Annotated in this window: 20 protein-coding genes; 8 read left to right on the top strand and 12 right to left on the bottom strand. The window is 47.9% G+C overall.

Annotated elements, in window-relative coordinates; genetic code table 11:
• Positions 1–15: 15 nt before the first annotated feature.
• Positions 16–354 carry a cupin domain-containing protein gene (locus HMPREF2865_RS00430; RefSeq protein WP_004520298.1) on the top strand — a complete coding sequence of 113 codons (339 nt, stop codon included), beginning with the start codon at positions 16–18 and terminating at the stop codon, positions 352–354.
• Between the two features lie 55 nt (positions 355–409).
• On the opposite strand, the gene HMPREF2865_RS00425 is transcribed toward HMPREF2865_RS00430, so the two are convergent.
• Both HMPREF2865_RS00425 and HMPREF2865_RS00420 read right to left on the bottom strand, forming a co-directional pair.
• Complete coding sequence (locus tag HMPREF2865_RS00425; protein ID WP_070644862.1) at positions 410–778, bottom strand: rhodanese-like domain-containing protein; 369 nt, start codon at positions 776–778, stop codon at positions 410–412.
• A gap of 113 nt (positions 779–891) precedes the next feature.
• Entirely contained in the window at positions 892–1,227 is a 336-nt protein-coding gene (locus HMPREF2865_RS00420; protein WP_003686488.1) for a carboxymuconolactone decarboxylase family protein, read from the bottom strand.
• Positions 1,228–1,355: 128 nt separating this feature from the next.
• Here HMPREF2865_RS00420 and HMPREF2865_RS00415 point away from each other — a divergent pair, with 128 nt between their 5' ends.
• Positions 1,356–2,312, top strand: coding sequence for a cupin domain-containing protein (locus HMPREF2865_RS00415; RefSeq protein WP_070644860.1), 957 nt, complete (start codon positions 1,356–1,358; stop codon positions 2,310–2,312).
• Between the two features lie 101 nt (positions 2,313–2,413).
• Here the strand turns inward: HMPREF2865_RS00415 and typA are convergent, their stop codons facing one another.
• Positions 2,414–4,225, bottom strand: coding sequence for a translational GTPase TypA (gene typA / locus HMPREF2865_RS00410; protein WP_070461822.1), 1,812 nt, complete (start codon positions 4,223–4,225; stop codon positions 2,414–2,416).
• A gap of 419 nt (positions 4,226–4,644) precedes the next feature.
• Here typA and bfr (HMPREF2865_RS00405) point away from each other — a divergent pair, with 419 nt between their 5' ends.
• Positions 4,645–5,109, top strand: a complete 465-nt coding sequence (gene bfr / locus HMPREF2865_RS00405; RefSeq protein WP_070461824.1) for a bacterioferritin — start codon at positions 4,645–4,647, stop codon at positions 5,107–5,109.
• A gap of 29 nt (positions 5,110–5,138) precedes the next feature.
• On the top strand, positions 5,139–5,612 hold the full coding sequence (bfr, locus tag HMPREF2865_RS00400; RefSeq protein ID WP_003680736.1) for a bacterioferritin: 474 nt from the start codon (positions 5,139–5,141) through the stop codon (positions 5,610–5,612).
• A gap of 120 nt (positions 5,613–5,732) precedes the next feature.
• Here the strand turns inward: bfr (HMPREF2865_RS00400) and HMPREF2865_RS00395 are convergent, their stop codons facing one another.
• Entirely contained in the window at positions 5,733–6,848 is a 1,116-nt protein-coding gene (locus tag HMPREF2865_RS00395; RefSeq protein WP_070644858.1) for a methyltransferase, read from the bottom strand.
• 226 nt (positions 6,849–7,074) lie between these two features.
• Here HMPREF2865_RS00395 and HMPREF2865_RS00390 point away from each other — a divergent pair, with 226 nt between their 5' ends.
• Complete coding sequence (locus HMPREF2865_RS00390) at positions 7,075–8,868, top strand: 2-isopropylmalate synthase (RefSeq protein WP_070644856.1); 1,794 nt, start codon at positions 7,075–7,077, stop codon at positions 8,866–8,868.
• Between the two features lie 83 nt (positions 8,869–8,951).
• On the opposite strand, the gene HMPREF2865_RS00385 is transcribed toward HMPREF2865_RS00390, so the two are convergent.
• From HMPREF2865_RS00385 to HMPREF2865_RS00365, 5 genes are all read right to left on the bottom strand, one after another.
• Entirely contained in the window at positions 8,952–9,284 is a 333-nt protein-coding gene (locus HMPREF2865_RS00385; RefSeq protein WP_070461830.1) for a hypothetical protein, read from the bottom strand.
• A 97-nt stretch (positions 9,285–9,381) separates the two neighbouring features.
• On the bottom strand, positions 9,382–9,867 hold the full coding sequence (gene purE, locus HMPREF2865_RS00380; protein ID WP_003686478.1) for a 5-(carboxyamino)imidazole ribonucleotide mutase: 486 nt from the start codon (positions 9,865–9,867) through the stop codon (positions 9,382–9,384).
• An 80-nt stretch (positions 9,868–9,947) separates the two neighbouring features.
• Positions 9,948–10,703, bottom strand: a complete 756-nt coding sequence (locus HMPREF2865_RS00375) for a tetratricopeptide repeat protein (protein WP_070644854.1) — start codon at positions 10,701–10,703, stop codon at positions 9,948–9,950.
• A 14-nt stretch (positions 10,704–10,717) separates the two neighbouring features.
• Positions 10,718–11,386 (bottom strand): class I SAM-dependent methyltransferase, encoded by a 669-nt coding sequence (locus HMPREF2865_RS00370; protein WP_070644852.1) that lies wholly within the window; start codon positions 11,384–11,386, stop codon positions 10,718–10,720.
• A 12-nt stretch (positions 11,387–11,398) separates the two neighbouring features.
• Positions 11,399–11,584, bottom strand: a complete 186-nt coding sequence (locus HMPREF2865_RS00365) for a DUF3460 family protein (RefSeq protein WP_070644850.1) — start codon at positions 11,582–11,584, stop codon at positions 11,399–11,401.
• A gap of 216 nt (positions 11,585–11,800) precedes the next feature.
• Here HMPREF2865_RS00365 and HMPREF2865_RS00360 point away from each other — a divergent pair, with 216 nt between their 5' ends.
• Positions 11,801–13,153: a polynucleotide adenylyltransferase PcnB gene (locus tag HMPREF2865_RS00360; RefSeq protein ID WP_070644847.1), complete on the top strand. Its 1,353-nt coding sequence runs from the start codon at positions 11,801–11,803 to the stop codon at positions 13,151–13,153.
• Between the two features lie 117 nt (positions 13,154–13,270).
• Here the strand turns inward: HMPREF2865_RS00360 and rpoD are convergent, their stop codons facing one another.
• Positions 13,271–15,223, bottom strand: coding sequence for an RNA polymerase sigma factor RpoD (gene rpoD / locus HMPREF2865_RS00355; RefSeq protein ID WP_070644845.1), 1,953 nt, complete (start codon positions 15,221–15,223; stop codon positions 13,271–13,273).
• A gap of 194 nt (positions 15,224–15,417) precedes the next feature.
• On the bottom strand, positions 15,418–17,190 hold the full coding sequence (gene dnaG, locus HMPREF2865_RS00350; protein ID WP_070644843.1) for a DNA primase: 1,773 nt from the start codon (positions 17,188–17,190) through the stop codon (positions 15,418–15,420).
• Between the two features lie 329 nt (positions 17,191–17,519).
• Here dnaG and HMPREF2865_RS00345 point away from each other — a divergent pair, with 329 nt between their 5' ends.
• Together HMPREF2865_RS00345 and HMPREF2865_RS12100 are read left to right on the top strand one after the other, a co-directional pair.
• Positions 17,520–18,956 (top strand): NAD-dependent succinate-semialdehyde dehydrogenase, encoded by a 1,437-nt coding sequence (locus HMPREF2865_RS00345; protein WP_070644841.1) that lies wholly within the window; start codon positions 17,520–17,522, stop codon positions 18,954–18,956.
• A gap of 385 nt (positions 18,957–19,341) precedes the next feature.
• A complete protein-coding gene (locus HMPREF2865_RS12100) occupies positions 19,342–19,554 on the top strand; it encodes a hypothetical protein (RefSeq protein ID WP_168163623.1) in 213 nt (70 codons plus the stop codon).
• A gap of 75 nt (positions 19,555–19,629) precedes the next feature.
• Here HMPREF2865_RS12100 and HMPREF2865_RS00340 read toward each other — a convergent pair whose 3' ends face one another.
• On the bottom strand, positions 19,630–20,613 hold the full coding sequence (locus HMPREF2865_RS00340) for a malate dehydrogenase (protein WP_070644839.1): 984 nt from the start codon (positions 20,611–20,613) through the stop codon (positions 19,630–19,632).
• Positions 20,614–20,724: the final 111 nt, after the last annotated feature.

Genomic DNA, 20,724 nt, shown 5'->3' with positions numbered 1-20,724 from the left:
GCGGAAAGGATAATAATGAAACATTATGAGTTAGACCCCAAAGCTTTATTGGGCGGCGTGATTGCTTCAGACGGCAATCAGGAGATTGTTCAGCTTTCACTGCAGAAGAATAATGAAATTCCGGCATATGAGGCGGATGCGATTATTTTGCTTTTGGTTTTAAACGGCAAAGCCGAAATCAAAACGGTGGACGAAGTTTTGCAAACCGAAGGCTTGCAAGTTATCCGTCTTGAGCCAATGGAAGCGCATAGCATTCGCGCGTTGGCCGATAACACCAATATTTTGGTTATCAAACAATTAATTCACGAAACAGGTCTCAGCAAACGTTTGAGATTTGGAAGTTGCTGTCTGTGATGTCAATAAAGGCCGTCTGAAAAGTATCAGACGGCCTTTTTAAAATCAACCAGATTTATTTCAAACCTTTTTTCACCAAGTCTTCATAACCGCCATGGTTGGTTACGTTGGTGTAGCCCGCTTTTTTCAGCTCAGTCAGCGCGGCTTCTGCACGGCGGCCACTGCGGCAGTAGAGGTTGACCGGTGCGTTTTTATCCGGGCTGACGGATTTGATGCGGTCAACGATTTGGTCATGCGGAATATTGAGCGCACCTTGCAAATGGCCTTCTTTAAATTCTTCGGCAGAGCGGACATCAATCCAAACGCCTTTTGCTTTTGCAGGTTGTGCCGCACTTTTTTCAATCTTAGGCATAGAGGCTGCGGAAGCGGCCAAAGGAGTGGCAATAGCAGCGGCAAAAAGTACGGCGGTCAGCAGTTTCTTCATGGTTCAATCTCCTATTAGACAGAAAACAAATATGATGACTTTATCAGTTTAGCATTTCATCAGGCCGTCTGAAAGGGGAGTCGGCTTTCAGACGGCCTGATTTTACAAACCGATTAGCGTTGGGTTTCTACTGCTTCCAAAGCGCGTAAAGCGTAGGTATAAGCGGCACCAGCGTTCAGGGCGATAGCAGTGGCCAATGCGCCGGCGATTTCACTTTCGGTTGCCCCAGCTTTGGCTGCGGCGGCTGCATGCACGCTGATGCAGCTTTCGCAACGCGTGGTAATGGCAACGGCAATGGCGATCAGTTCGCGTGTTTTGGCATCCAGTGCTTCGGCAGCGGCTGCTTGATCCAGTGCGCCGTAGGCTTGCAGCATTTTAGGATGGTTTTTACCCAGTTCGCCGAATGCTTTTTTTACCAAGGCGGTATGTTCAGGCCAGTCTTTAAACATGATATGTCCTTTCTTAAGGTGAGTGGATAAGATAAAAAATCCTATCCGTTTGTGTTTGGTGTGTGTATTATTGCAATAATTGGAAGACTTAAATCGTCAAAACATCTCATTTATTGGTAAAAAACACTATGGATATTTTGGATAGGCTGGTCGAATTGGCGCAGGTAAGAGGCAGCGTGGATGTTCAATGTCTGTTTCAGGGGGAGTGGTATGTACGGCATGAATCAAAGCGTGCGCATGGTTTGGTTCATATCGTAACTGCCGGTTCGGGTTATATCCGAATTGATGGGGAGCAAGAGGCCAGGCTGCTGAGTGCGGGGGATGTCATTTTTTTCCCGCGCAGCGTAGGGCATACTTTGAGCAGCGACAGCAGTTGTGAAAATCTTGGCGTCAACGTGCTGACGAGTGAAAAAGGCGCATTTAAAGTCAAGCAGAGTCATACAGGAGGCGATGCGGCTTTGCATCTTTTCTGCGCACGGTTTGAATATGAAGCGCAGGCAGATATTATGGCGGGGCTGCCTGACACGGTTTTGCTGAATATCAACCATCCGTCTTTACAGTATTTGGTGGCATTGTTGCAGTATGAGAGCGGTCAGGCTTTGTCCGGTTCGGTAGCGGTTGTAAACGCATTGGCTTCGGTGTTGCTGGTATTTCTACTTCGAGCCAGCTTGGAAAAAAATGGGGAAGCGCAATTAAGCGGTTTGCTGAATGGTTGGCAGGACAAACGCCTGCGGAATTTACTTCAGGCAGTAGTAGATAAGCCGGAAGAAGAATGGAATATCGAGAAAATGACCGCAATTGCCAACTTGTCTCGCGCCCAGTTAATGCGGGTATTCAAGCAGCAGACGGGAACAAGCCCGCATGCCTTTGTAAACAGTATCCGCTTACAGCAGGGGGCATTATTGTTGAAACAGACGGCAGATTCGGTTTTATCGGTTGCACTATCGGTCGGTTTTCAATCGGAAACGCATTTTGGCAAGGCATTTAAAAAGCAATATGGGATATCGCCGGGGCAATATCGTAAGAATGATCGCGCTGATGAAGCAGCAGTACAAGCGGAAGAAATGCCGATTTACTTTATTTGAACAGATGATAAAAGGCCGTCAGAAAGTGTAAAAATGAAATCTAGGATTTCTAAAACACTTTTCAGACGGCCTTAATTTTAAAATGCGTCAATCAAACAGAATCAGTCCAGTTTTTTGAAATGACGGCGACGTTCCAATTCGCTCAAATAGCGTTTACGCAGGCGGATGGATTGTGGCGTAATTTCAACCAGTTCGTCATCGTCGATGAACTCAACTGCACCTTCCAAAGTCAATTTGATTGGCGTAGTCAGGCGCACGGCTTCATCTGTACCGCTGGCACGGACGTTGGTCAGTTTTTTACCTTTCAGAGGGTTTACCACCAAGTCGTTGTCGCGACTGTGAATACCGATAATCATACCTTCGTAGACTTTGTCGTTTGGAGAAACGAACATACGGCCGCGGTCTTCCAAGTTCCACAGGGCGTAAGCAACGGCTTCACCTTGCTCTTGAGAAACCAGTACGCCGTTGTGACGGCCGGGCATATCAGGTTTAACCGGTGCGTAGTCGTCAAAAACGTGGCTCATCAAGCCGGTACCGCGGGTCAAGGTCAGGAACTCGCCTTGGAAACCGATCAGGCCGCGTGCAGGAATGTGGTACTCCAGACGGGTACGGCCATTACCGTCGCTTTCCATATTGGTCAATTCGCCACGGCGACGGCCAAGCTCTTCCATAACGGCGCCTTGGTTGTCATCAGGTACGTCCACAGTCAGGTTTTCGTAAGGCTCGCATTTTTGACCGTTAATTTCACGGAATACCACGCGCGGTTTACCGACTGCCAATTCAAAGCCTTCGCGGCGCATGTTTTCCAACAAAATGGTCAGGTGCAATTCGCCGCGGCCGGAAACGCGGAATACATCAGCGTCGGCGGTATCTTCAACACGCAGGGCAACGTTGGTCAGCAATTCTTTTTGCAGGCGGTCGCGGATTTGGCGGGAAGTCACGAATTTGCCTTCAGTACCGGCCAAAGGAGAAGTGTTAACCATAAAGTCCATGGTCAGGGTCGGCTCATCTACGCTCAACATAGGCAAGCCTTTAGGATTGTCTTTGTCGGTAATGGTTACGCCGATACCGATGTCTTCGATACCGGAAATAATCACGATATCGCCGGCTTCAGCTTCTTCCAAAGGTACGCGTTCCAAGCCTTGGAAGCCCAACAGCTGGTTGATGCGGCCTTGGGCGACTTGTTCTTCATGATTCATAACGGCAACGACTTGGCCGGGTTTGATGCGGCCGTTCAGGATGCGGCCGATACCGAGGCGGCCGGTATAGTTGTCGTAGTCCAGTTGGGAAATTTGCAGTTGCAGCGTTTCGTCCGCGCTGCCGCTTGGTGCAGGCGTGTGTTTCAAAATGGTCTCGAACAGAGGACGCATATCGCTGCTCTCGTCGTTTTCATCCAGTTTGGCAAAGCCGGACAGGCCGGAAGCATAGACGATAGGGAAGTCCAATTGCTCGTCGGTTGCGCCCAAGTTGTCGAAGAGTTCGAAAGTTTGGTCGATAACCCAGCTTGGACGGGCAGACGGTTTGTCGATTTTGTTGATAACAACGATAGGTTTCAGACCCAAAGCCAAGGCTTTTTTGGTCACGAAACGGGTTTGCGGCATAGGGCCTTCTTGTGCGTCAACCAACAGTACGACGCAGTCAACCATGCCCAATACACGTTCCACTTCGCCACCAAAATCGGCGTGTCCCGGGGTATCTACGATGTTGATATGGTAGCCTTCGTATTCGATGGCGGTATTTTTAGCGAGAATGGTAATGCCGCGCTCTTTTTCAAGATCGTTGCTGTCCATGACGCGTTCTTCGACTTGTTGGTTGGAACGGAATGTACCGGACTGGCGCAGCAATTGGTCAACTAATGTGGTTTTGCCATGGTCGACGTGGGCGATGATGGCAATATTGCGGATTTGTTTCATGATGATTTATGTGTTTCAGCTAGGTGCTTAAAAAAAAGATAACTGGTAATTATAGCACGATTCCTAAGTATTGACCGAGTAGAAGATTCAAAAAAATGAGGCAAAAGCAGTTGAGAATAATTCATAATTAAATTTGATTGATTTTGTTGGATTATTTGCTTTTATTTATGGTTAATGAATGTAAATGTTTTTGAATAATGCAATGGATTCTTAATACTAATGTCAAAAAATTGTTATTAAAAACAGGGGATTAATTTTTCAGACGGCCTTTTAAGCGGGTTAAATTTTTTGATAATTGTTTGTATTTTAAATAGAAAATTTGTCAAAAGTGCTACTTGTGCATACAATTACCTCATTCCATAACAACACACGAATCTTCATTTCGTGATTATCAACTTTTAAAAGAAAGAGAAAGAATTATGCAAGGCAACCAAGCAGTTATTGATTACATGAACGAATTATTGTCTGGTGAGTTGGCTGCTCGCGACCAATATTTTATCCACTCTCGCCTGTACTCTGAATGGGGTTACACCAAACTGTTCGAACGTTTGAACCACGAGATGGAAGAAGAAACCACTCACGCCGAAGACTTCATCCGTCGTATCCTGATGTTGGGCGGTACGCCTAAAATGACCCGTGCCGAACTGAACATCGGTACTGACGTAGTCTCTTGTCTGAAAGCAGACTTGAATACTGAATACGAAGTACGCGATGCGTTGAAAAAAGGCATCAAATTGTGCGAAGAAGCTCAAGACTACGTTACCCGCGATTTGATGGTTGCCCAACTGAAAGACACTGAAGAAGATCACGCTCACTGGTTGGAACAACAACTGCGTCTGATCGAATTGGTCGGCGAAGGCAACTACTACCAAAGCCAACTGTAATCTAGCCTATAACATATAAGGAGCTGAATATGAAAGGCGATCGCTTAGTTATTCGCGAGCTGAACAAAAACTTAGGTTTGTTGCTGATTACCATTAACCAATACTTCCTGCATGCCCGCATTTTGAAAAACTGGGGTTTTGAAGAATTGGGCGAACACTTCTTCAAACAATCCATCCGCGAAATGAAATCCGCAGACGATTTGATCGAGCGTATTTTGTTCTTGGAAGGCCTGCCTAATCTGCAAGAATTGGGTAAACTGTTGATCGGTGAATCTACCGAAGAAATCATTGCCTGCGATCTGAAAAAAGAGTATGAAAAACATGATGCTCTGGTTGCAGCCATCGCTCTTGCAGAAGAGCAACAAGACTACGTCAGCCGTGATTTGTTGGAAAAACAAAAAGACATCAACGAAGAACACATCGACTGGCTTGAAACTCAGCAGGAATTAATTGGTAAAGTTGGTTTGCCAAACTACCTGCAAACAGCGGCGCAAGAGGACTAAAACACAAACCACTGCCAAATATAGCAGTCCCTGCTCCCATCAACGGCATATCTTTACGATATGCCGTTTTCTTTTGTGGAAATGCTTAAAGGCCGTCTGAATGTTCAGACGGCCTTGATTTTATATCGCTTTCAAACAGTATAGATAAGTAGTTTCCTTGTTTCTGGCAAACGCCAAAGGATCGGATTCATCTATTGCTTTTTTGTGTTGCGGTTTGGTTTTCAAAATATCGACTACATTGAGTGAGGCCGTCTGAAAGCATTGGTTTAGAAAGTCTTTATCACGCAAATGCAAGTGTTCTGCCAAATCTGAAATAATCAGCCAAGCTTCGCCGTTTGGATTTAAGTGATGACGTACGCCGTTGAGGAACGCAGTCAGCATGGCATGATTGGGGTCGTAAAGGGCAGTCTCAATAGCGGAGGTCGGTTTTGCCGGCAGCCAAGGCGTATTGCAGACGATAAGGTCGGCGCAACTTTCGGGAAATAAATCAATCGATTGAATGTTTACGGCTTTATCAAGGCCTAGGCGTTCGAGGTTTGCTGTGGCGCAGCCTATTGCTTTTGGGTTGGTGTCTGTAGCAATGATGTCGGGTACGCCTCGCTTGGCCAAAATGGCGGCAATAACGCCTGAGCCGGTGCCGATGTCAAAGGCCGTCTGAATATGGGGAGCGAGTGGTGCTTGGGCGATTAAATCCAAATATTCGCCACGCAGTGGAGAGAATACGCCGAAAGGAACATGGATTTTTCCGTCTAGCTGCGGAATATCTATACCTTTTTTGTGCCACTCGTGCGCACCGATAAAGCCCAGTAATTGATTCAGCGGCAAGAGAAACGGTTTGTCGTTTGGTGTATCGTAAACATCGCACAGGGCGGCGTAGATGTCGGGTGCACGTGCATTATCCAGTTGAAAATTCGGTTGGATTTCAACGGCAAGCATATTGAGCAAACGACTTTGTTGCGCCTGTTTCATACGGTGGGCGTGAAAGGCCGTCTGAATATCGGCAGGTGCGCCTTTCTTTTTTTCAGACGGCCTGCGGATACGTTTTTTCATTGCAGATAAGACTTGCTTGGCATTGTGAAAATCGCCAGTCCAAACGGTTGCAGTTTGCGCGTGGGCATTTTTTAAAATTTCTGCTGCGCCTGCTTCTTGGATGTAAACTGCCTGCTTAGGTGGCTTTTGTGTACTTTCATTGCGCCATTCAATGTTGGAGCGGTTGGTAGGGATGGTATAGGGCATAATGCGCTTCAAATCGAGGAAATAGGGGATTAGTTTACTATATTTAGGATGGGTTCGGTTTGAGATGGGCTTTTAATAGTCTGAATTAGACAAAATGTATAAAAATTTCTCAAGTTTTAAAATTTAAGCTAATATTTTTATAAAAACAGATTGTCGTTTTGTCTAAAATGAGTATAATGCAAAACCAGAATACAATAATCTTAATCAGATTTGGACAAGGAACATCATGCAATTAGACATTGACCGTTTGGTTGCCTATTTTGGTGGCGTAAACGCGCTGGCCGAAGCCCTGAAACAGCACGACCCGGAAAATGCTGCAACGACGGCGGCTATCTATAAATGGCGTACACGCGGTTCCCTGCCTTTGGCTCAGTTGCAAAAACTGACCGCTTTGGCGGAAGTGCAAGGCAGACCGCTTGATTTGAATGCTTTTTTACAAAAAAACGAATCTCTGGAGAGAACAGAAATGACACAAACCAACCGCGTTATCATTTTCGATACCACCATGCGCGACGGCGAGCAGTCGCCCGGTGCATCCATGACTAAAGAGGAGAAAATCCGTATTGCCCGCCAGTTGGAAAAGATGGGTGTTGATGTGATTGAGGCAGGTTTTGCAGCAGCCAGTCCGGGCGATTTTGAATCGGTTAATGCGATTGCCAAAATCATTACCAAATCTACAGTTTGCTCATTGGCGCGTGCCGTTGAAAACGATGTGCGCAAAGCAGGCGAAGCTGTTTCCCCTGCTCCGAATAAACGTATTCACACTTTTATCGCTACCAGCCCCATCCACATGGAGCACAAACTGAAAATGAAGCCGCAGCAGGTCATCGATGCGGCGGTCAAAGCGGTGAAAATTGCCAAAGAATATACTGACGATGTGGAATTTTCTGCCGAAGACGCAGTGCGTTCTGATTTGGACTTCCTCGCCAAAATCTTTACGGCGGTTATCGAGGCAGGCGCAACCACCATCAATATTCCCGATACTGTCGGCTACTCAATCCCTTCCGTATGGTACGAGCGTATCAGCAACATCATCAAAAGCGTGCCCAACGGCGACAAAGTAGTCTGGTCGACCCACTGCCATAATGACTTGGGTATGGCGGTTGCCAACTCGCTGGCTGCTGTTCAGGCAGGTGTGCGTCAGGTGGAATGTACCATCAACGGCTTGGGCGAACGTGCGGGTAATGCCAGCCTTGAAGAAATCGTGATGGCGTTGAAAGTGCGTCATGATTTGTTCGGCTTGGAAACCGGCATCGATACCACGCAAATCGTGCCGGTATCCAAACTGGTATCTACTATCACCGGCTATCCGATTCAGCCAAACAAAGCAGTAGTCGGCGCAAACGCCTTTGCGCACGAATCAGGCATCCACCAGGACGGCGTGTTGAAACACCCTGAAACCTATGAAATCATGACTGCCGAATCAGTCGGCTGGTCAACCAACCGCCTGACTTTGGGCAAACTCTCCGGCCGTAATGCTTTCAAAACCAAGCTGGCAGATTTGGGTATTGAGTTGGAAAGTGAAGAGGCATTGAATGCGGCATTTGCACGCTTCAAAGAGCTGGCGGATAAGAAACGCGAAATCTTTGATGAAGACCTGCACGCTTTGGTGTCTGACGAAATGGGTAATATGAATACCGAAAGCTACAAATTCATTTCCCAAAAAATCAGCACTGAAACCGGCGAAGAACCGCGCGCCGATATTGTGTTCAGTATTCGCGGTGAAGAAAAACACGCTTCCGCTAGCGGCTCAGGCCCTGTTGATGCCATCTTCAAAGCCATTGAAAGCGTGGCTCAAAGTGGCGCAACCTTGCAGATTTACTCTGTCAACGCAGTAACGCAAGGCACAGAAAGCCAAGGCGAAACTTCAGTCCGCCTGCAGCGTGGCGATCGTGTGGTTAACGGTCAAGGCGCAGATACCGATGTGTTGGTGGCGACTGCCAAGGCTTATCTGTCTGCACTGAGCAAATTGGAATTCGGTCAAGCCAAGCCTAAAGCACAAGGCAGCGGCATGATTTGATTTATTGAAAAAAGTAAAGGCCGTCTGAAATCGTAGTGATGCGTTTCAGACGGCCTTTTTTATTTGGTCAAAAAATAGTTTGTTTATTGAAGTTTAAGCAGTCGGTCTTGTTCAACAGACAATACGCCGTTTACTTTTTTGAAATAGGCAATGGCATCTTCAATATTGGTCTTGGAAGCCGGACGAATAGCAATGCCGTTCAGGTTTTTGTATTCGTAAACCAAAGTTGCACCAGAGGTTTTCACTGCTTTTAGCAATGGCGCAGAACCAGTTTGGGCATCATAGAAGATAATCAGGTTGCCGGTTGTATCTTGGGTTTGTTGCTGAGATGGAATAGCAGTTAATTGAGTAGGAGTGCTTGGGCTTTGACAGGAACAAAGCAGGGTGGAGAGTAGGACGAATGCTAGGATTTTCATGGCATTAATTCAATTTGATAAAAGAAAAAAGGCCGTCTGAACAATCGTAAAACAAAATCAAAGTTTCTCTTTACAACTTTCAGACGGCCTTTGTTCCTTATGCTTCAGGCAATTCCATGGCTAGAACGGTTTGTTCTTGTTTGGCACGGAAAGCAGCCAATTTTTCAGCCAATTCAGGATTTTCGTTGGCCAAAAGTGAAATGGCAAACAGCGCTGCATTGGCCGCTCCTGCTTCGCCAATGGCAAATGTGGCAACAGGAACGCCTTTGGGCATTTGCACAATCGAAAGCAGGGAGTCTTCGCCGCGCAGATATTTGCTGGGAACGGGAACGCCCAAGACGGGAACCGTGGTTTTGGCTGCAACCATGCCTGGCAAATGCGCTGCGCCGCCTGCGCCGGCAATGATGGCTTTGATGCCGCGTTCGCGTGCGGTTTCGGCGTATTCAAACATCAAATCAGGCGTACGGTGTGCAGAGACGACACGCGCTTCGTATTCAACGCCGAATTCTTTGAGAAATTGTGCTGCCTGCTGCATCACCGGCCAATCGCTGTTGCTGCCCATAATAATGCCGACTTGGATCATGAAGAGTTCCTTTTGCTTGAATGGATTAAGGGTAAAAAAATATTCAGACGGCCTTGGGGATGACAAGGCCGTCTGAACGTTTATCTTTGTTTGAGACTGATGGAAGCACGTTTTGCCGCTTCACTATTGGGGAAGCTTTGTATCAGTTTGCGCCATGTGCTGCGGGCGATGTCTTTTTGTTGCAGTTTGTATTGGCATTGGCCGATGCTGTACATGGCATCGGGAGCTTGCGGGCTGTTGCGGAATCGGTTGGCGTAGCGGTTGCCAATTTCGATAACGGATTCGCAGTTACCCAGACGTTGTTGGCTTTGCAGGAGCAGGTACATATTACGGCGGGCAATTTCGCTGCCATTGCCGCCGTCAGCCTCTTTCAAAATGGCTACTGCGGCAGAGAAGTTGTTACGCTGATAGTATTTTTGCGCCTGATTATAAAGGCGCAGTTCATTTTGTGAAGCTGAGTCTGTTTCAGACGGCACGCTGCCGCCATTGGCCAAATAGTTCATTTTCAGCTTGCGGTCGTCTAATCGCTGGGCCTTGGGGTTGGAAGCCGAAGTAGTCAGACGTTTGATGTTTCGTTGTTGTTCCAATGTGTGCAAGCGTTGATTTAATTCTTCAACCGTACGTTCCAGTCGGGCAATTTGTATGCCCAAGTGGTCAATCTGGGTTTGTGCGTCTAAACGCGGATAGGGGATACTTTTTTCATGTAAAGGCTCACGCGGAATATCCGGCAGGACAAAGTTAGGATTGTCGGCAGGTTGAGGAGGATGGGAAACGGCGCATGATGCGGCCAATAGAGTAAGCGGCAAAAGAAACAGGGAATGTGATAATGTTTTCATCGGATTGTGTCGTTTTATTTTTTTAGTAGTAATGTCAAACCGTCGCCGATAGGCAGGGTAATGGGAATAATGCGTGTATCGTGCGGCAGATTTTGGTTGAAATGGCGCAGGATATCCAAGCTGGGCGGATCATTTTCGGCAGCTTCATTCATGACGCGTCCTCCCAACAAAATATTGTCGATGGCAATCACGCCGCCACTCCGTACCAGTTGCAAACAGCGTTCGAAATATTGCGGCGTAGGCGGTTTGTCGGCATCGATAAGTGCCAAGTCGTAGCTTTCCGATTCGCCTTGCGCAATCAAATCGTCCAAAGTTAGCAAAGCCGGTTGCAGATGAAGCGAGATTTTATGCGCTATGCCTGCTGCCTGCCATGTTTCGCGGGCAATATCGGTAAAGGTTACATTGATGTCGCAAGCCGTGATTTTGCCGTCTTCGGGGAGGGCAAGCGCCATGGCGGTGCTGCTGTAACCGGTAAAGACGCCAACTTCCAAATATTTTTTGGCATTCAATAATTTGGCCAACCACACCAACATGGCTGCCTGCTCTTGGGCGATGGCCATCTTTCCCAGACGATGTGATTGGGTACGCTCGCGCAATGCGGTCAAAACGGGATGTTCGGATTGACCGATGCTGTTAAGGTAATGTTGTAATGCCGGATCGGTATTGTGCGTGTTGGTCGTCATGCCGATACGGGATTAGTCTTGATAGTAGGTGTAGGGTTTTTTATTGACTTTGGCTGCTTCAAATTCGGCCTGCTCTATCGGATTGAGGGTAACATCCCACAGCAAATGGCGGTTTTCGAGGCGTTGTGCTTCCATTTCGGGATTGTCTTCCATGAGTTTGTCGAGGAATTGGGTAGCTTCGGATTTGTAGTGGTACATGATGTTCTGCCTGAATCGTTGTCAGACCGTCATTATAGCCGATATTTTTTGCCAATACGCTAATTAATCGAACTTCCATAAGGTATAATGGCACGTCTTTTTTAGGCCGTCTGAAGCCTTTGCTCAATGTTTTGTCCCTTCTGCGGCAGAATATTGTGCAAAGGCTTAAGCCAGACAAGTTTCAGACGGCCTTTTTTATTGTGAAAAGAGCTGCTTATGTTAAAAAAATGGCTGCATAAAGTGTTGCCTAAAAAACACGTCAAATCGTTGCCCGAAAAGGAAATTATCCCACTTGAGCAACACCGTATCCGCGCGGATATGTTGAGCTTTGCCGCGGAAAAAATTGCCAAACGTCTGCATGAAGCCGGTTTTCAGGCTTATATTGTCGGTGGTGCCGTTCGGGATTTGTTGCTCGGGGTCGAGCCCAAAGACTTTGATATTGCAACGGACGCCACGCCGGAGCAAATCCGCAAAGTATTCCGCCGCAGCCGCATTATCGGCCGCCGCTTCCAAATCGTTCATGTGATGATCGGCCCAGAAACCATTGAAGTGACGACGTTCCGTGGCGGCGATAAGGTTCAGCAAAATGCGCAAGGCCGCATTATGAAGGACAATACTTACGGCAGCATTGAAGAAGATGCCATGCGTCGCGATTTTACTTGCAATGCGCTGTATTACGACCCGATTAAAGAGGAGATTTGGGACTTCCATCAGGGTGTGGCTGATGTTGCTGATAAAAAATTGGTGATGATAGGCGATCCTGCCGAACGCTATCAGGAAGATCCTGTCCGTATTCTTCGTGCTGTACGTTTATCGGGCAAGTTGGGCTTTGAAGTGGAAGAGCAAACGGCTTTGCCGATTGCCGAATATGGAGGCCGTCTGAAAAATGAGCCTGTTGCTCGTCTTTTTGACGAAATTCTGAAAATTCTGTTTTCCGGTTATTCCCGTGCCTGTTTGAAACGGCTAAACGAGTTGGGTATTCCCGAAGGCATCCATCCGCTTTTAGATGCCTTGAAAACTGCTGAAGCGGCTGAAAACCGTATGATTATGTTGGCCTTGAAAAATACCGATGAGCGTATCCGTGCGGATAAGTCCGTTTCCGTCGGTTTCGTATTGGCGGCGGTATTGTGGCCGACACTAAATGCTATGTGGCAACGCAATCTAAGCCATGGACAAAAACCTGTCCCTGCATTGATGGATGCGATGAACACCATGCGAGATACGGTAGAGAAGGGTTGGGGCGTACCGCAACGATTTTCTGCAACCATGCGTGAAATCTGGCAATTTCAGCCGCAATTTGACAATATGCGTGGCGCACGCCCGTATCGCCTGTTATCACAAGCCCGTTTCCGAGCCGCTTATGATTTCCTGATTTTGCGTAGCGAGGTTGGTGAGGTTGATAAAGAGATGGCTTCTTGGTGGACAACTTTCCAACATGCCGATGAGGAAACACGCCAGCAAATGACTGTTGCCAATGATCACAAACGTCAGAAACAAAGTGGATCAACTGATGGCAAACCCAAACGTCGCCGCCGCCATCCGAAAAAGAAAACCACTGAGGCTGAATAAATTATCAAAATAAGTTTAAGGCCGTCTGAAACGATTAAATCTTTTGAGATTTGGTTTTCAGACGGCCTTTTTGTATTGCAATAAAAAACCGCAGGTCTTTCAACCTGCGGTTTGCTTTTATGATTTGTTTTCTTCGCTGTCGAGGAAGCTGCGAAGGCGGTCGCTACGGGTCGGGTGGCGCAACTTGCGCAGGGCTTTGGCTTCGATTTGACGGATACGTTCACGGGTTACGTCAAATTGTTTGCCGACTTCTTCCAAAGTGTGGTCGGTATTCATATCGATACCGAAACGCATACGCAAAACTTTGGCTTCACGCGGCGTCAGGCTTTCAAGGATTTCTTTGGTCACTTCGTGCAGGCTGGTGTACATCGCAGCTTCTGCCGGTGCAACGTTGTTGGCATCCTCGATGAAGTCACCCAAGTGCGAATCGTCGTCATCGCCAATCGGTGTTTCCATGGAAATCGGCTCTTTGGCGATTTTCATGATTTTGCGGATTTTGTCTTCCGGCATTTCCATTAGCTCGGCCAGTTTAGCAGAATCAGGCTCTTCACCGGTTTCTTGCAGGTATTGGCGCGAGATACGGTTCATTTTGTTGATGGTTTCAATCATGTGAACCGGAATACGGATGGTACGCGCTTGGTCGGCGATAGAACGGGTAATCGCTTGACGGATCCACCATGTGGCGTAAGTTGAGAACTTGTAGCCGCGGCGGTATTCGAATTTGTCCACCGCTTTCATCAGGCCGATATTGCCTTCTTGAATCAAATCAAGGAACTGCAAGCCGCGGTTGGTGTATTTTTTGGCAATGGAAATAACCAAACGCAAGTTGGCCTGAATCATTTCCTGTTTGGCTGCTGAGGTTTCTTTTTCGCTCAACACCATGTTTTTGTTGATTTCTTTCAACTCTTCGATGGAAATTCGGGTTTCGGCTTCCATATTTGCCAGCTCGGTTTGTTTTTCGAGGATGGCGTGGCGGAAACGATCCAATGCGTTTGCCCATACACGGCCTTTGGCTACTTCTTCTTCTACCCATTCCAAATCGGTAATAGCTGGCAGGAAGTTTTTGATGAAGTAGTTGCGATCCATACGGACGCGGTCGATACAGATGTCGCGGATTTCACGCTCGAGTTTACGGATGTTTTCAACGCGGCTGCGCAGGTTGCTGCTCAGGTTTTCGATTTGACGTGTGGCAAAACGGACTTCTAACAGTTTGTTGGCAATGGCATCACGGTGTTTCAGGTAGTTGGCGTGCAGGCTGCCGTATTTTTCCAACTGCTTGATCATTTTGCCGTATTCGCTCTCGATAAAGGCGAAGTGTTCCAAAACTTTTTGCTTCAGTTCGGCCAAATGGGCAGCGGATATGGCTTCAGAGTCGCTACCTGAATCGTCTTCATCTTCATCGTCGCCATCTTCATCATCGCTAACGGTTTCGCCTTCTTCGTCATCTGGTTTGGCATTTTCCAAATGACCCAAGCCCAATTCGTTCAACAAGACTTCATTAGGGTCGATGATGGCTTCAACCACTTCATCCACACGGATTTCGTCGTTGCGGACTTGTTCGATCAAAGCCAGAATTTCGGCAATTGAGCCTGGGCAGGCGGAGATTGCCTGCACCATGTTTTTCAGTGCATTTTCGATTTTTTTGGCGATGATGATTTCGTCTTCACGCGTCAACAGATCGACTTGACCCATTTCACGCATATACATACGCACAGGGTCGGTTGTGCGGCCGAATTCTGAATCTGCACTGGAGAGTGCTGCTTCGGCTTCTTCAACGGCATCGTCGTCGGTCATGGCGGCGGCGTTGTCGCTCAAGAGGATGTCTTCAGCATCGGGAGCTTGCTCGGTTACTTGGATACCCAAGCCGGAAATCATGCTGACGATGTTGTCGATTTGCTCGGCATCGGACATATCGTCGGGCAGGGCATCGTTAATTTCGGAATAAGTGATGTAGCCGCGTTCTTTACCCATGATAATGAGTTGGCGCAGACGCGCGCGCTGCTCTTCGATACTCAAAGGACGGTTGTCGTCTTGGTCTTGGTATTCTTCGTAGTTTTGATTTTTAGACATGGATTGCTCTCTAGGTTGGTAGGATGCCGACGGTTTACGGTGATGTGGCCGTACCTGAAGGCGGAGCAGAGCTTTTTGTTGTGAAATCAGATTTCACTTTAATACTCTGAGGCCGTCTGAAAATATTACAGATGGGGTGTTCTGCGTGTCATGTTTCGCAGCGTGTGTTTAGATTGTTCAGACGGCCTGAGGGGTTAGTTTTGCTTTGCCGTCAAAAGTGACAGCAAGAGCCTTTTTTCATTTTCGGTCAAACCAGTTTGAATACTTTTTTGCTTTAAAGTTTCGATTTGACTGTATTTTAATTCATTTAACAACTTTTTCATGCCGATTTGGAAACTTTCGCAATCTTCTTCGTTATCCCCTTCCATTTCTTCAGAGTGAAGGGTCGATAAAAAGATTTGATTGACGGTTTCCTCATAGGGCGAACCGCGCATATATTCAAGCACTTGCGCAGTTGCAGGAGTCGTATCGTGATGCTTGATGGTTTCGGCTAAATTGGCAAGGCAGGCGAAGTCGCCGCTTAAAGCCAGATAATCGGGCAGGTCTATATATGAAGCCCAAGCCGGATTTATCAAGAGGCTGCGTATCTGTCTTTGAACCAGTGTCAGCATGGTTGGCTGTTTGACAGAAATAGGCGGCAGTTTGTAACTTTTTTGTTTGACGTGCCGCTTGGGCGCTTCTTGTCCGAGTAACTGGGCGAGGTTGTCAGGGTCAATGCCCACCAACTCGCTGAGTTTTTGTTTCAGGAGATAGCCCAATGCCGGCGCGGTAATTTGCGCTAAAAGCGGAGAACTGGTTTTGACCAATTCTGCTTTGCCTTCTTGTGTATTGAGGTTGAGGCCGTCTGAAAGATGTTCCCAAAAGTATTCCGATAGGGGCTTGCTTTGGTTTAACAAGGCATCTTCAAATTGAGCCTTGCCATAGGCGCGAATGTAGCTGTCTGGGTCGTGTTCTTCGGGTAGGAATAGAAAATGCAGCGATTTATCGTCTTTTAATTGCGGCAACGCATTTTCCAGCGCGCGCCAAGCCGCTTTACGTCCTGCGCTGTCGCCATCAAAACAAAAATAAATACTGTCTGCCTGGCGCATCAGGATTTTGACATGTTCCGCCGTGGTTGACGTACCTAAAGCCGCTACGCCGTAGCCGACGCCAAACTGCGCCAATGCGACCACGTCCATGTAGCCTTCGACCACCAAAATCCGTCCAGCCTCTTTTACGGCAGCACGCCCTTCATATAGTCCGTAAAGGTTTTTCCCTTTGTCAAACAAAGGCGTATCCGGCGAGTTGAGGTATTTGGGTTTAGAGTCGTCCAATACGCGGCCGCCAAAGCCGATAACCTGCCCGCGCGGATTACGGATAGGGAACATAATCCGATGGCGAAAGCGGTCGTAATGTTTGCCTTCGTTATCGATGACCATGCCCGTATCCACCAACGCAGTATTCGGATAGGGTTGGAACACTTGCGCCAAAGGTTGCCAACCGTCAGGTGCATAGCCCAAGCCATAATGCGCAATAACTTCCGCACTCAAGCCGCGTTTGTCCAAATAAGCCTTCGCCGCCGGATTGAATTTCAACTGTTGCGCATAAAAATCTGCTGCCGCTGCCGTCGTTTCTTCCAAAGTCTGCTGTTTTTTCTTACGTTCGGCACGGATTTCGGGATTGTCTTCCTGCCCGCGAACTTTAGGCACCGTCATGCCGACGCGATCAGCCAAAAACTGCACCGCCTCTGGAAACGACAGTCCCTGATGTTCCATCACAAAACCAATCGCCGAACCATGAGCCCCGCAACTGAAGCAATGGTAAAACTGCTTGGTCGGGCTGACTGAAAACGACGGCGTCTTTTCCTTATGAAACGGACAGCAGGCCATATAGTTCGCCCCGCCTTTCTTCAGCGGAACCTGCTCGTCGATAATATCGACAATATCGACTTTGGATAAAAGCTCATCAATGAAATCAGATGGAATCATGGCTCGACAGAAGAGGATGGACGGAAAATATTTCAGACGGCCTTATAAACAGACAAAGGCCGTCTGAAAATGGAATTTTGGATGAGGGTTGAAATGAGGTTTGTATTATAGCAAATTGTTGTAATACATGTGTCTTATCCTTTTGAGGTAGAGTATTAATAATCGTATTTCATTCGTAATTAAGATGGATATGATGTCGATAAAGCAAAGGCTGTCTGTAAGATATTCAGACGGCCTTTTCTGTTGGTTTATTTTTTGATTTAGTTGCACTTTGATGGTATGAATATGATAATGAACGTATATCCTCGGTTTTAGAAAGGTCGTTTCTCATGAAAGATTTTGCCCGTTTGCTCAATCATCCCGATATTTCCTTTTCTCCGATTCCAAATGCCATTAAAGTTGATAACCCTGCAACAGGTGAGGCTTTGGCATTTGTCCGTAAGACTGGTTCAGACGGCCTGAAGCTTTTGATTCAAAAGGCAGAGACGGCACAAAAATTATGGGCGGCAAAAACCGCGTTGGAACGCGCCGATGTGTTGTGGCGTTGGTATTTCTTAATTAAGGAAAACAAAGAAAAACTGGCGCGGATCATGACGATGGAGCAGGGCAAAAGCCTGGCTGAGGCGCGTGGCGAGATTGATTATGCGGCTTCGTTTGTGCGCTGGTTTGCCGAAGAAGCGCGGCGGATTGACGGCGATGTGCTGACGAGTGTGAAAGCATCGCAAAAACTGGTCGTGTTGAAACAGCCCGTCGGCGTTACCGCCGCGATTACGCCGTGGAACTTTCCGTCTGCGATGATTGCGCGTAAAGCCGCGCCTGCTTTGGCGGTGGGCTGCGCGATGATAGTCAAACCTGCGTCGCTCACGCCCCTGAGCGCGTATGCGCTGGCGCTACTGGCTTACGAAGCGGGCGTGCCGCAGGATTTGCTTCCCGTCGTTAGCGGTCGTTCTTCGGAAATCAGCCATGAATTTGCCACGAACCCGACCGTGCGCAAAATCAGTTTTACCGGTTCGACCGAAGTTGGCGCGAAAATTTTTGCCGACAGCGCGGCGGACATTAAAAAACTCAGTTTGGAACTGGGCGGCAACGCGCCGTTTATCGTGTTTGACGATGCCGATTTGGACAAAGCCGTCGAAGGTGCGCTCTCCAGCAAGTTCCGCAACAGCGGTCAAACCTGCGTCTGCACCAACCGCGTTTACGCCCAATCTGGCATTTACGACGAATTTTGCCGCAAATTAAGTGAAAAAGTGGCCGCGCTCAAATTGGGCAACGGCCTGGATGAAGGCGTGAACCAAGGACCGCTGATTGAGGAAAAAGCGGTGGAAAAAGTCGAGCAGCACATCGCCGACGCGCTCTCCAAAGGCGCAAGCTGCCTGACCGGCGGCAAACGTAGCGCATTGGGCGGAACGTTTTTTGAGCCGACTGTTTTAAGTGGTGTTACGGCGCAAATGGCGGTAGCTCGCGAGGAAACCTTCGGGCCTTTGTGTCCAGTGTTCCGTTTTGAAACCGAAGTCGAAGTCATCGAGGCTGCAAACAATACGGAATACGGTTTGGCAGCTTACCTTTTTACCTCCGACACCGCCCGTCAGTGGCGCGTCGGCGAAGCCTTGGAATACGGCATGGTCGGCATCAATACGGGCTTAATCAGTAATGAAGTGGCACCGTTTGGCGGCGTGAAACGCAGCGGTTTGGGACGCGAAGGTAGCAAATATGGTGCGGACGAGTATTTAGAATTGAAATATTTGTGCATTGATGTAGCGGAATAAGGCTGTACAGTAAAGGCCGTCTGAAATTTGGTTTTCAGACGACCTTTTTCAAATGCAGTAAAGCTACTTGTTAATTTTGATATTATTAGAACGAGCTTTATAAAAAAGTAAAACCATAAGAAACAAAGTTTCAAAAATTTTGTCACATGTATATAAAATTAGCTTAATAACTATTTTATATGTTTTTAATTTCATTATATGTGTATTCCAAATTTCTGGAGTTAGTTTTTCTTTAAGCGAAGGCAGCGGAAATTTTGGTACCTATATCGGCGGCAATACAACAGTGAGCAAGGCAGGATTGGTTCTTTTTGCTCACACAGTGTGGCTCATATCGATAGCGTGGGAACTTTATCTAGGCTGCAATGTTTGAAAAAAGGTGATGTGAATGTTTAAGAAAATTTTAGTCCTGTTTTGTGTAGCTTTTATCGGCGCATGCAGTTCCTTTGATGGGAACGGTTTGACAAATGGCTCATATTCTCAAGGGAAACGGCTTGATCCGAATTGTGATCATTATGCTGTCGGCGGTAGTGGCGGCGGTTGTACACCGTCAGGTCAATGGCATCTTAAAGATAAACAAGGACAAAGAATGCCATTCTAGCTTTTAAAAATGATTGTAGAACGGGCATTTAATTATTTAGGCCGTCTGATAGTTGGTTTTCAGACGGCCTTTGTTTTAGAGTAGATCCTGGATGGCTGAACGTTCTTCTTCTAATTCGGCCAGTGTGGCGGCAATACGTTTTTGGCTGAATTCGTCCGACAAATCTAAGCCTTGGACGATGCGGTAGCTGCCTTCGTCACAAATGACGGGGAAGCCGAAAATCAAACCTTCGGGAATGCCGTAAGAGCCGTCGGATGGAACGCCCATGGTTATCCATTTGCTGCTGCCGAGCAACCAGTCGCGCAGGTGGTAGATGGCGGCATTGGCGGCGGAGGCCGCGGATGATGAGCCACGCGCAGCGATAATGGCGGCACCGCGTCCGGCGATTTTCGGCATGAAGACTTCGGTGTTCCAGTCGGGTTCGGTAATCATGTCTTGGACGGACTCGCCGTTGCTGGTGGCGTAGCGATAGTCGGCGTACATGGTCGGGCTGTGGTTGCCCCAGACGCACATCTGCTCGATGGAAGTAATCGGGCGGTCGATTTTTTCGGCAATTTGGCTGACGGCGCGGTGATGGTCAAGACGCATCAGGGCGGTAAAATTTTCCGGCGGGATGTCGGGTGCGGATTTCATGGCGATGTAGGCGTTGGTATTGGCCGGATTGCCGACGACGAGGACTTTAACGTTGCGATTGGCAACTTTGTTCAACGCCGCGCCTTGTACTTTGAAAATTTCGCCATTGGCGTGCAGCAAGTCGGCGCGCTCCATGCCTTGGGTACGCGGGCGCGCTCCAATCAAGAGGGCAATGTCGGCATCTTTGAAGGCGACTTCGGGGTCGTCTGTGGCGAAGATGTCGGCAAGGAGCGGGAAGGCGCAATCCTGCATTTCCATAATCACGCCGCGCAATGCCTGTTGTGCCTGCGGCAGGTCGAGCAGCTGCAGGATAACGGGTTGGTCGCGTCCTAGCATGATGCCGCCGGCGATACGGAAAAGGGTGGCATAGGCGATTTGGCCTGCCGCGCCGGTAACGGCGATTCGGACGGGTGGCTTGAGGGTCATATTTTTCCTTTTGAAGTCGTTGTTTTACTTGATTTTCGGATTATAGCAGTATTATGTGGCGAATGATGTAGGAAGGCCGTCTGAAATTTGATTTTCAGACGGCCTTCAGTG

It is taken from the genome of Neisseria sp. HMSC073G10, assembly GCF_001812605.1.
Lineage (GTDB): Bacteria > Pseudomonadota > Gammaproteobacteria > Burkholderiales > Neisseriaceae > Neisseria > Neisseria subflava_A.
Note: the sequence above shows the minus strand (reverse complement) of the source record. Positions and strands in the feature narration are given on the sequence as shown.

Excerpts from the sequence above, each read along its gene's own strand:
- HMPREF2865_RS00430 (WP_004520298.1), top strand. The coding sequence starts at position 16 with ATGAAACATTATGAGTTAGACCCCAAAGCTTTATTGGGCGGCGTGATT.
- HMPREF2865_RS00425 (WP_070644862.1), bottom strand. The coding sequence starts at position 778 with ATGAAGAAACTGCTGACCGCCGTACTTTTTGCCGCTGCTATTGCCACT.
- HMPREF2865_RS00420 (WP_003686488.1), bottom strand. The coding sequence starts at position 1,227 with ATGTTTAAAGACTGGCCTGAACATACCGCCTTGGTAAAAAAAGCATTC.
- HMPREF2865_RS00415 (WP_070644860.1), top strand. The coding sequence starts at position 1,356 with ATGGATATTTTGGATAGGCTGGTCGAATTGGCGCAGGTAAGAGGCAGC.
- typA (WP_070461822.1), bottom strand. The coding sequence starts at position 4,225 with ATGAAACAAATCCGCAATATTGCCATCATCGCCCACGTCGACCATGGC.
- bfr (WP_070461824.1), top strand. The coding sequence starts at position 4,645 with ATGCAAGGCAACCAAGCAGTTATTGATTACATGAACGAATTATTGTCT.
- bfr (WP_003680736.1), top strand. The coding sequence starts at position 5,139 with ATGAAAGGCGATCGCTTAGTTATTCGCGAGCTGAACAAAAACTTAGGT.
- HMPREF2865_RS00395 (WP_070644858.1), bottom strand. The coding sequence starts at position 6,848 with ATGCCCTATACCATCCCTACCAACCGCTCCAACATTGAATGGCGCAAT.
- HMPREF2865_RS00390 (WP_070644856.1), top strand. The coding sequence starts at position 7,075 with ATGCAATTAGACATTGACCGTTTGGTTGCCTATTTTGGTGGCGTAAAC.
- HMPREF2865_RS00385 (WP_070461830.1), bottom strand. The coding sequence starts at position 9,284 with ATGAAAATCCTAGCATTCGTCCTACTCTCCACCCTGCTTTGTTCCTGT.
- purE (WP_003686478.1), bottom strand. The coding sequence starts at position 9,867 with ATGATCCAAGTCGGCATTATTATGGGCAGCAACAGCGATTGGCCGGTG.
- HMPREF2865_RS00375 (WP_070644854.1), bottom strand. The coding sequence starts at position 10,703 with ATGAAAACATTATCACATTCCCTGTTTCTTTTGCCGCTTACTCTATTG.
- HMPREF2865_RS00370 (WP_070644852.1), bottom strand. The coding sequence starts at position 11,386 with ATGACGACCAACACGCACAATACCGATCCGGCATTACAACATTACCTT.
- HMPREF2865_RS00365 (WP_070644850.1), bottom strand. The coding sequence starts at position 11,584 with ATGTACCACTACAAATCCGAAGCTACCCAATTCCTCGACAAACTCATG.
- HMPREF2865_RS00360 (WP_070644847.1), top strand. The coding sequence starts at position 11,801 with ATGTTAAAAAAATGGCTGCATAAAGTGTTGCCTAAAAAACACGTCAAA.
- rpoD (WP_070644845.1), bottom strand. The coding sequence starts at position 15,223 with ATGTCTAAAAATCAAAACTACGAAGAATACCAAGACCAAGACGACAAC.
- dnaG (WP_070644843.1), bottom strand. The coding sequence starts at position 17,190 with ATGATTCCATCTGATTTCATTGATGAGCTTTTATCCAAAGTCGATATT.
- HMPREF2865_RS00345 (WP_070644841.1), top strand. The coding sequence starts at position 17,520 with ATGAAAGATTTTGCCCGTTTGCTCAATCATCCCGATATTTCCTTTTCT.
- HMPREF2865_RS12100 (WP_168163623.1), top strand. The coding sequence starts at position 19,342 with ATGTTTAAGAAAATTTTAGTCCTGTTTTGTGTAGCTTTTATCGGCGCA.
- HMPREF2865_RS00340 (WP_070644839.1), bottom strand. The coding sequence starts at position 20,613 with ATGACCCTCAAGCCACCCGTCCGAATCGCCGTTACCGGCGCGGCAGGC.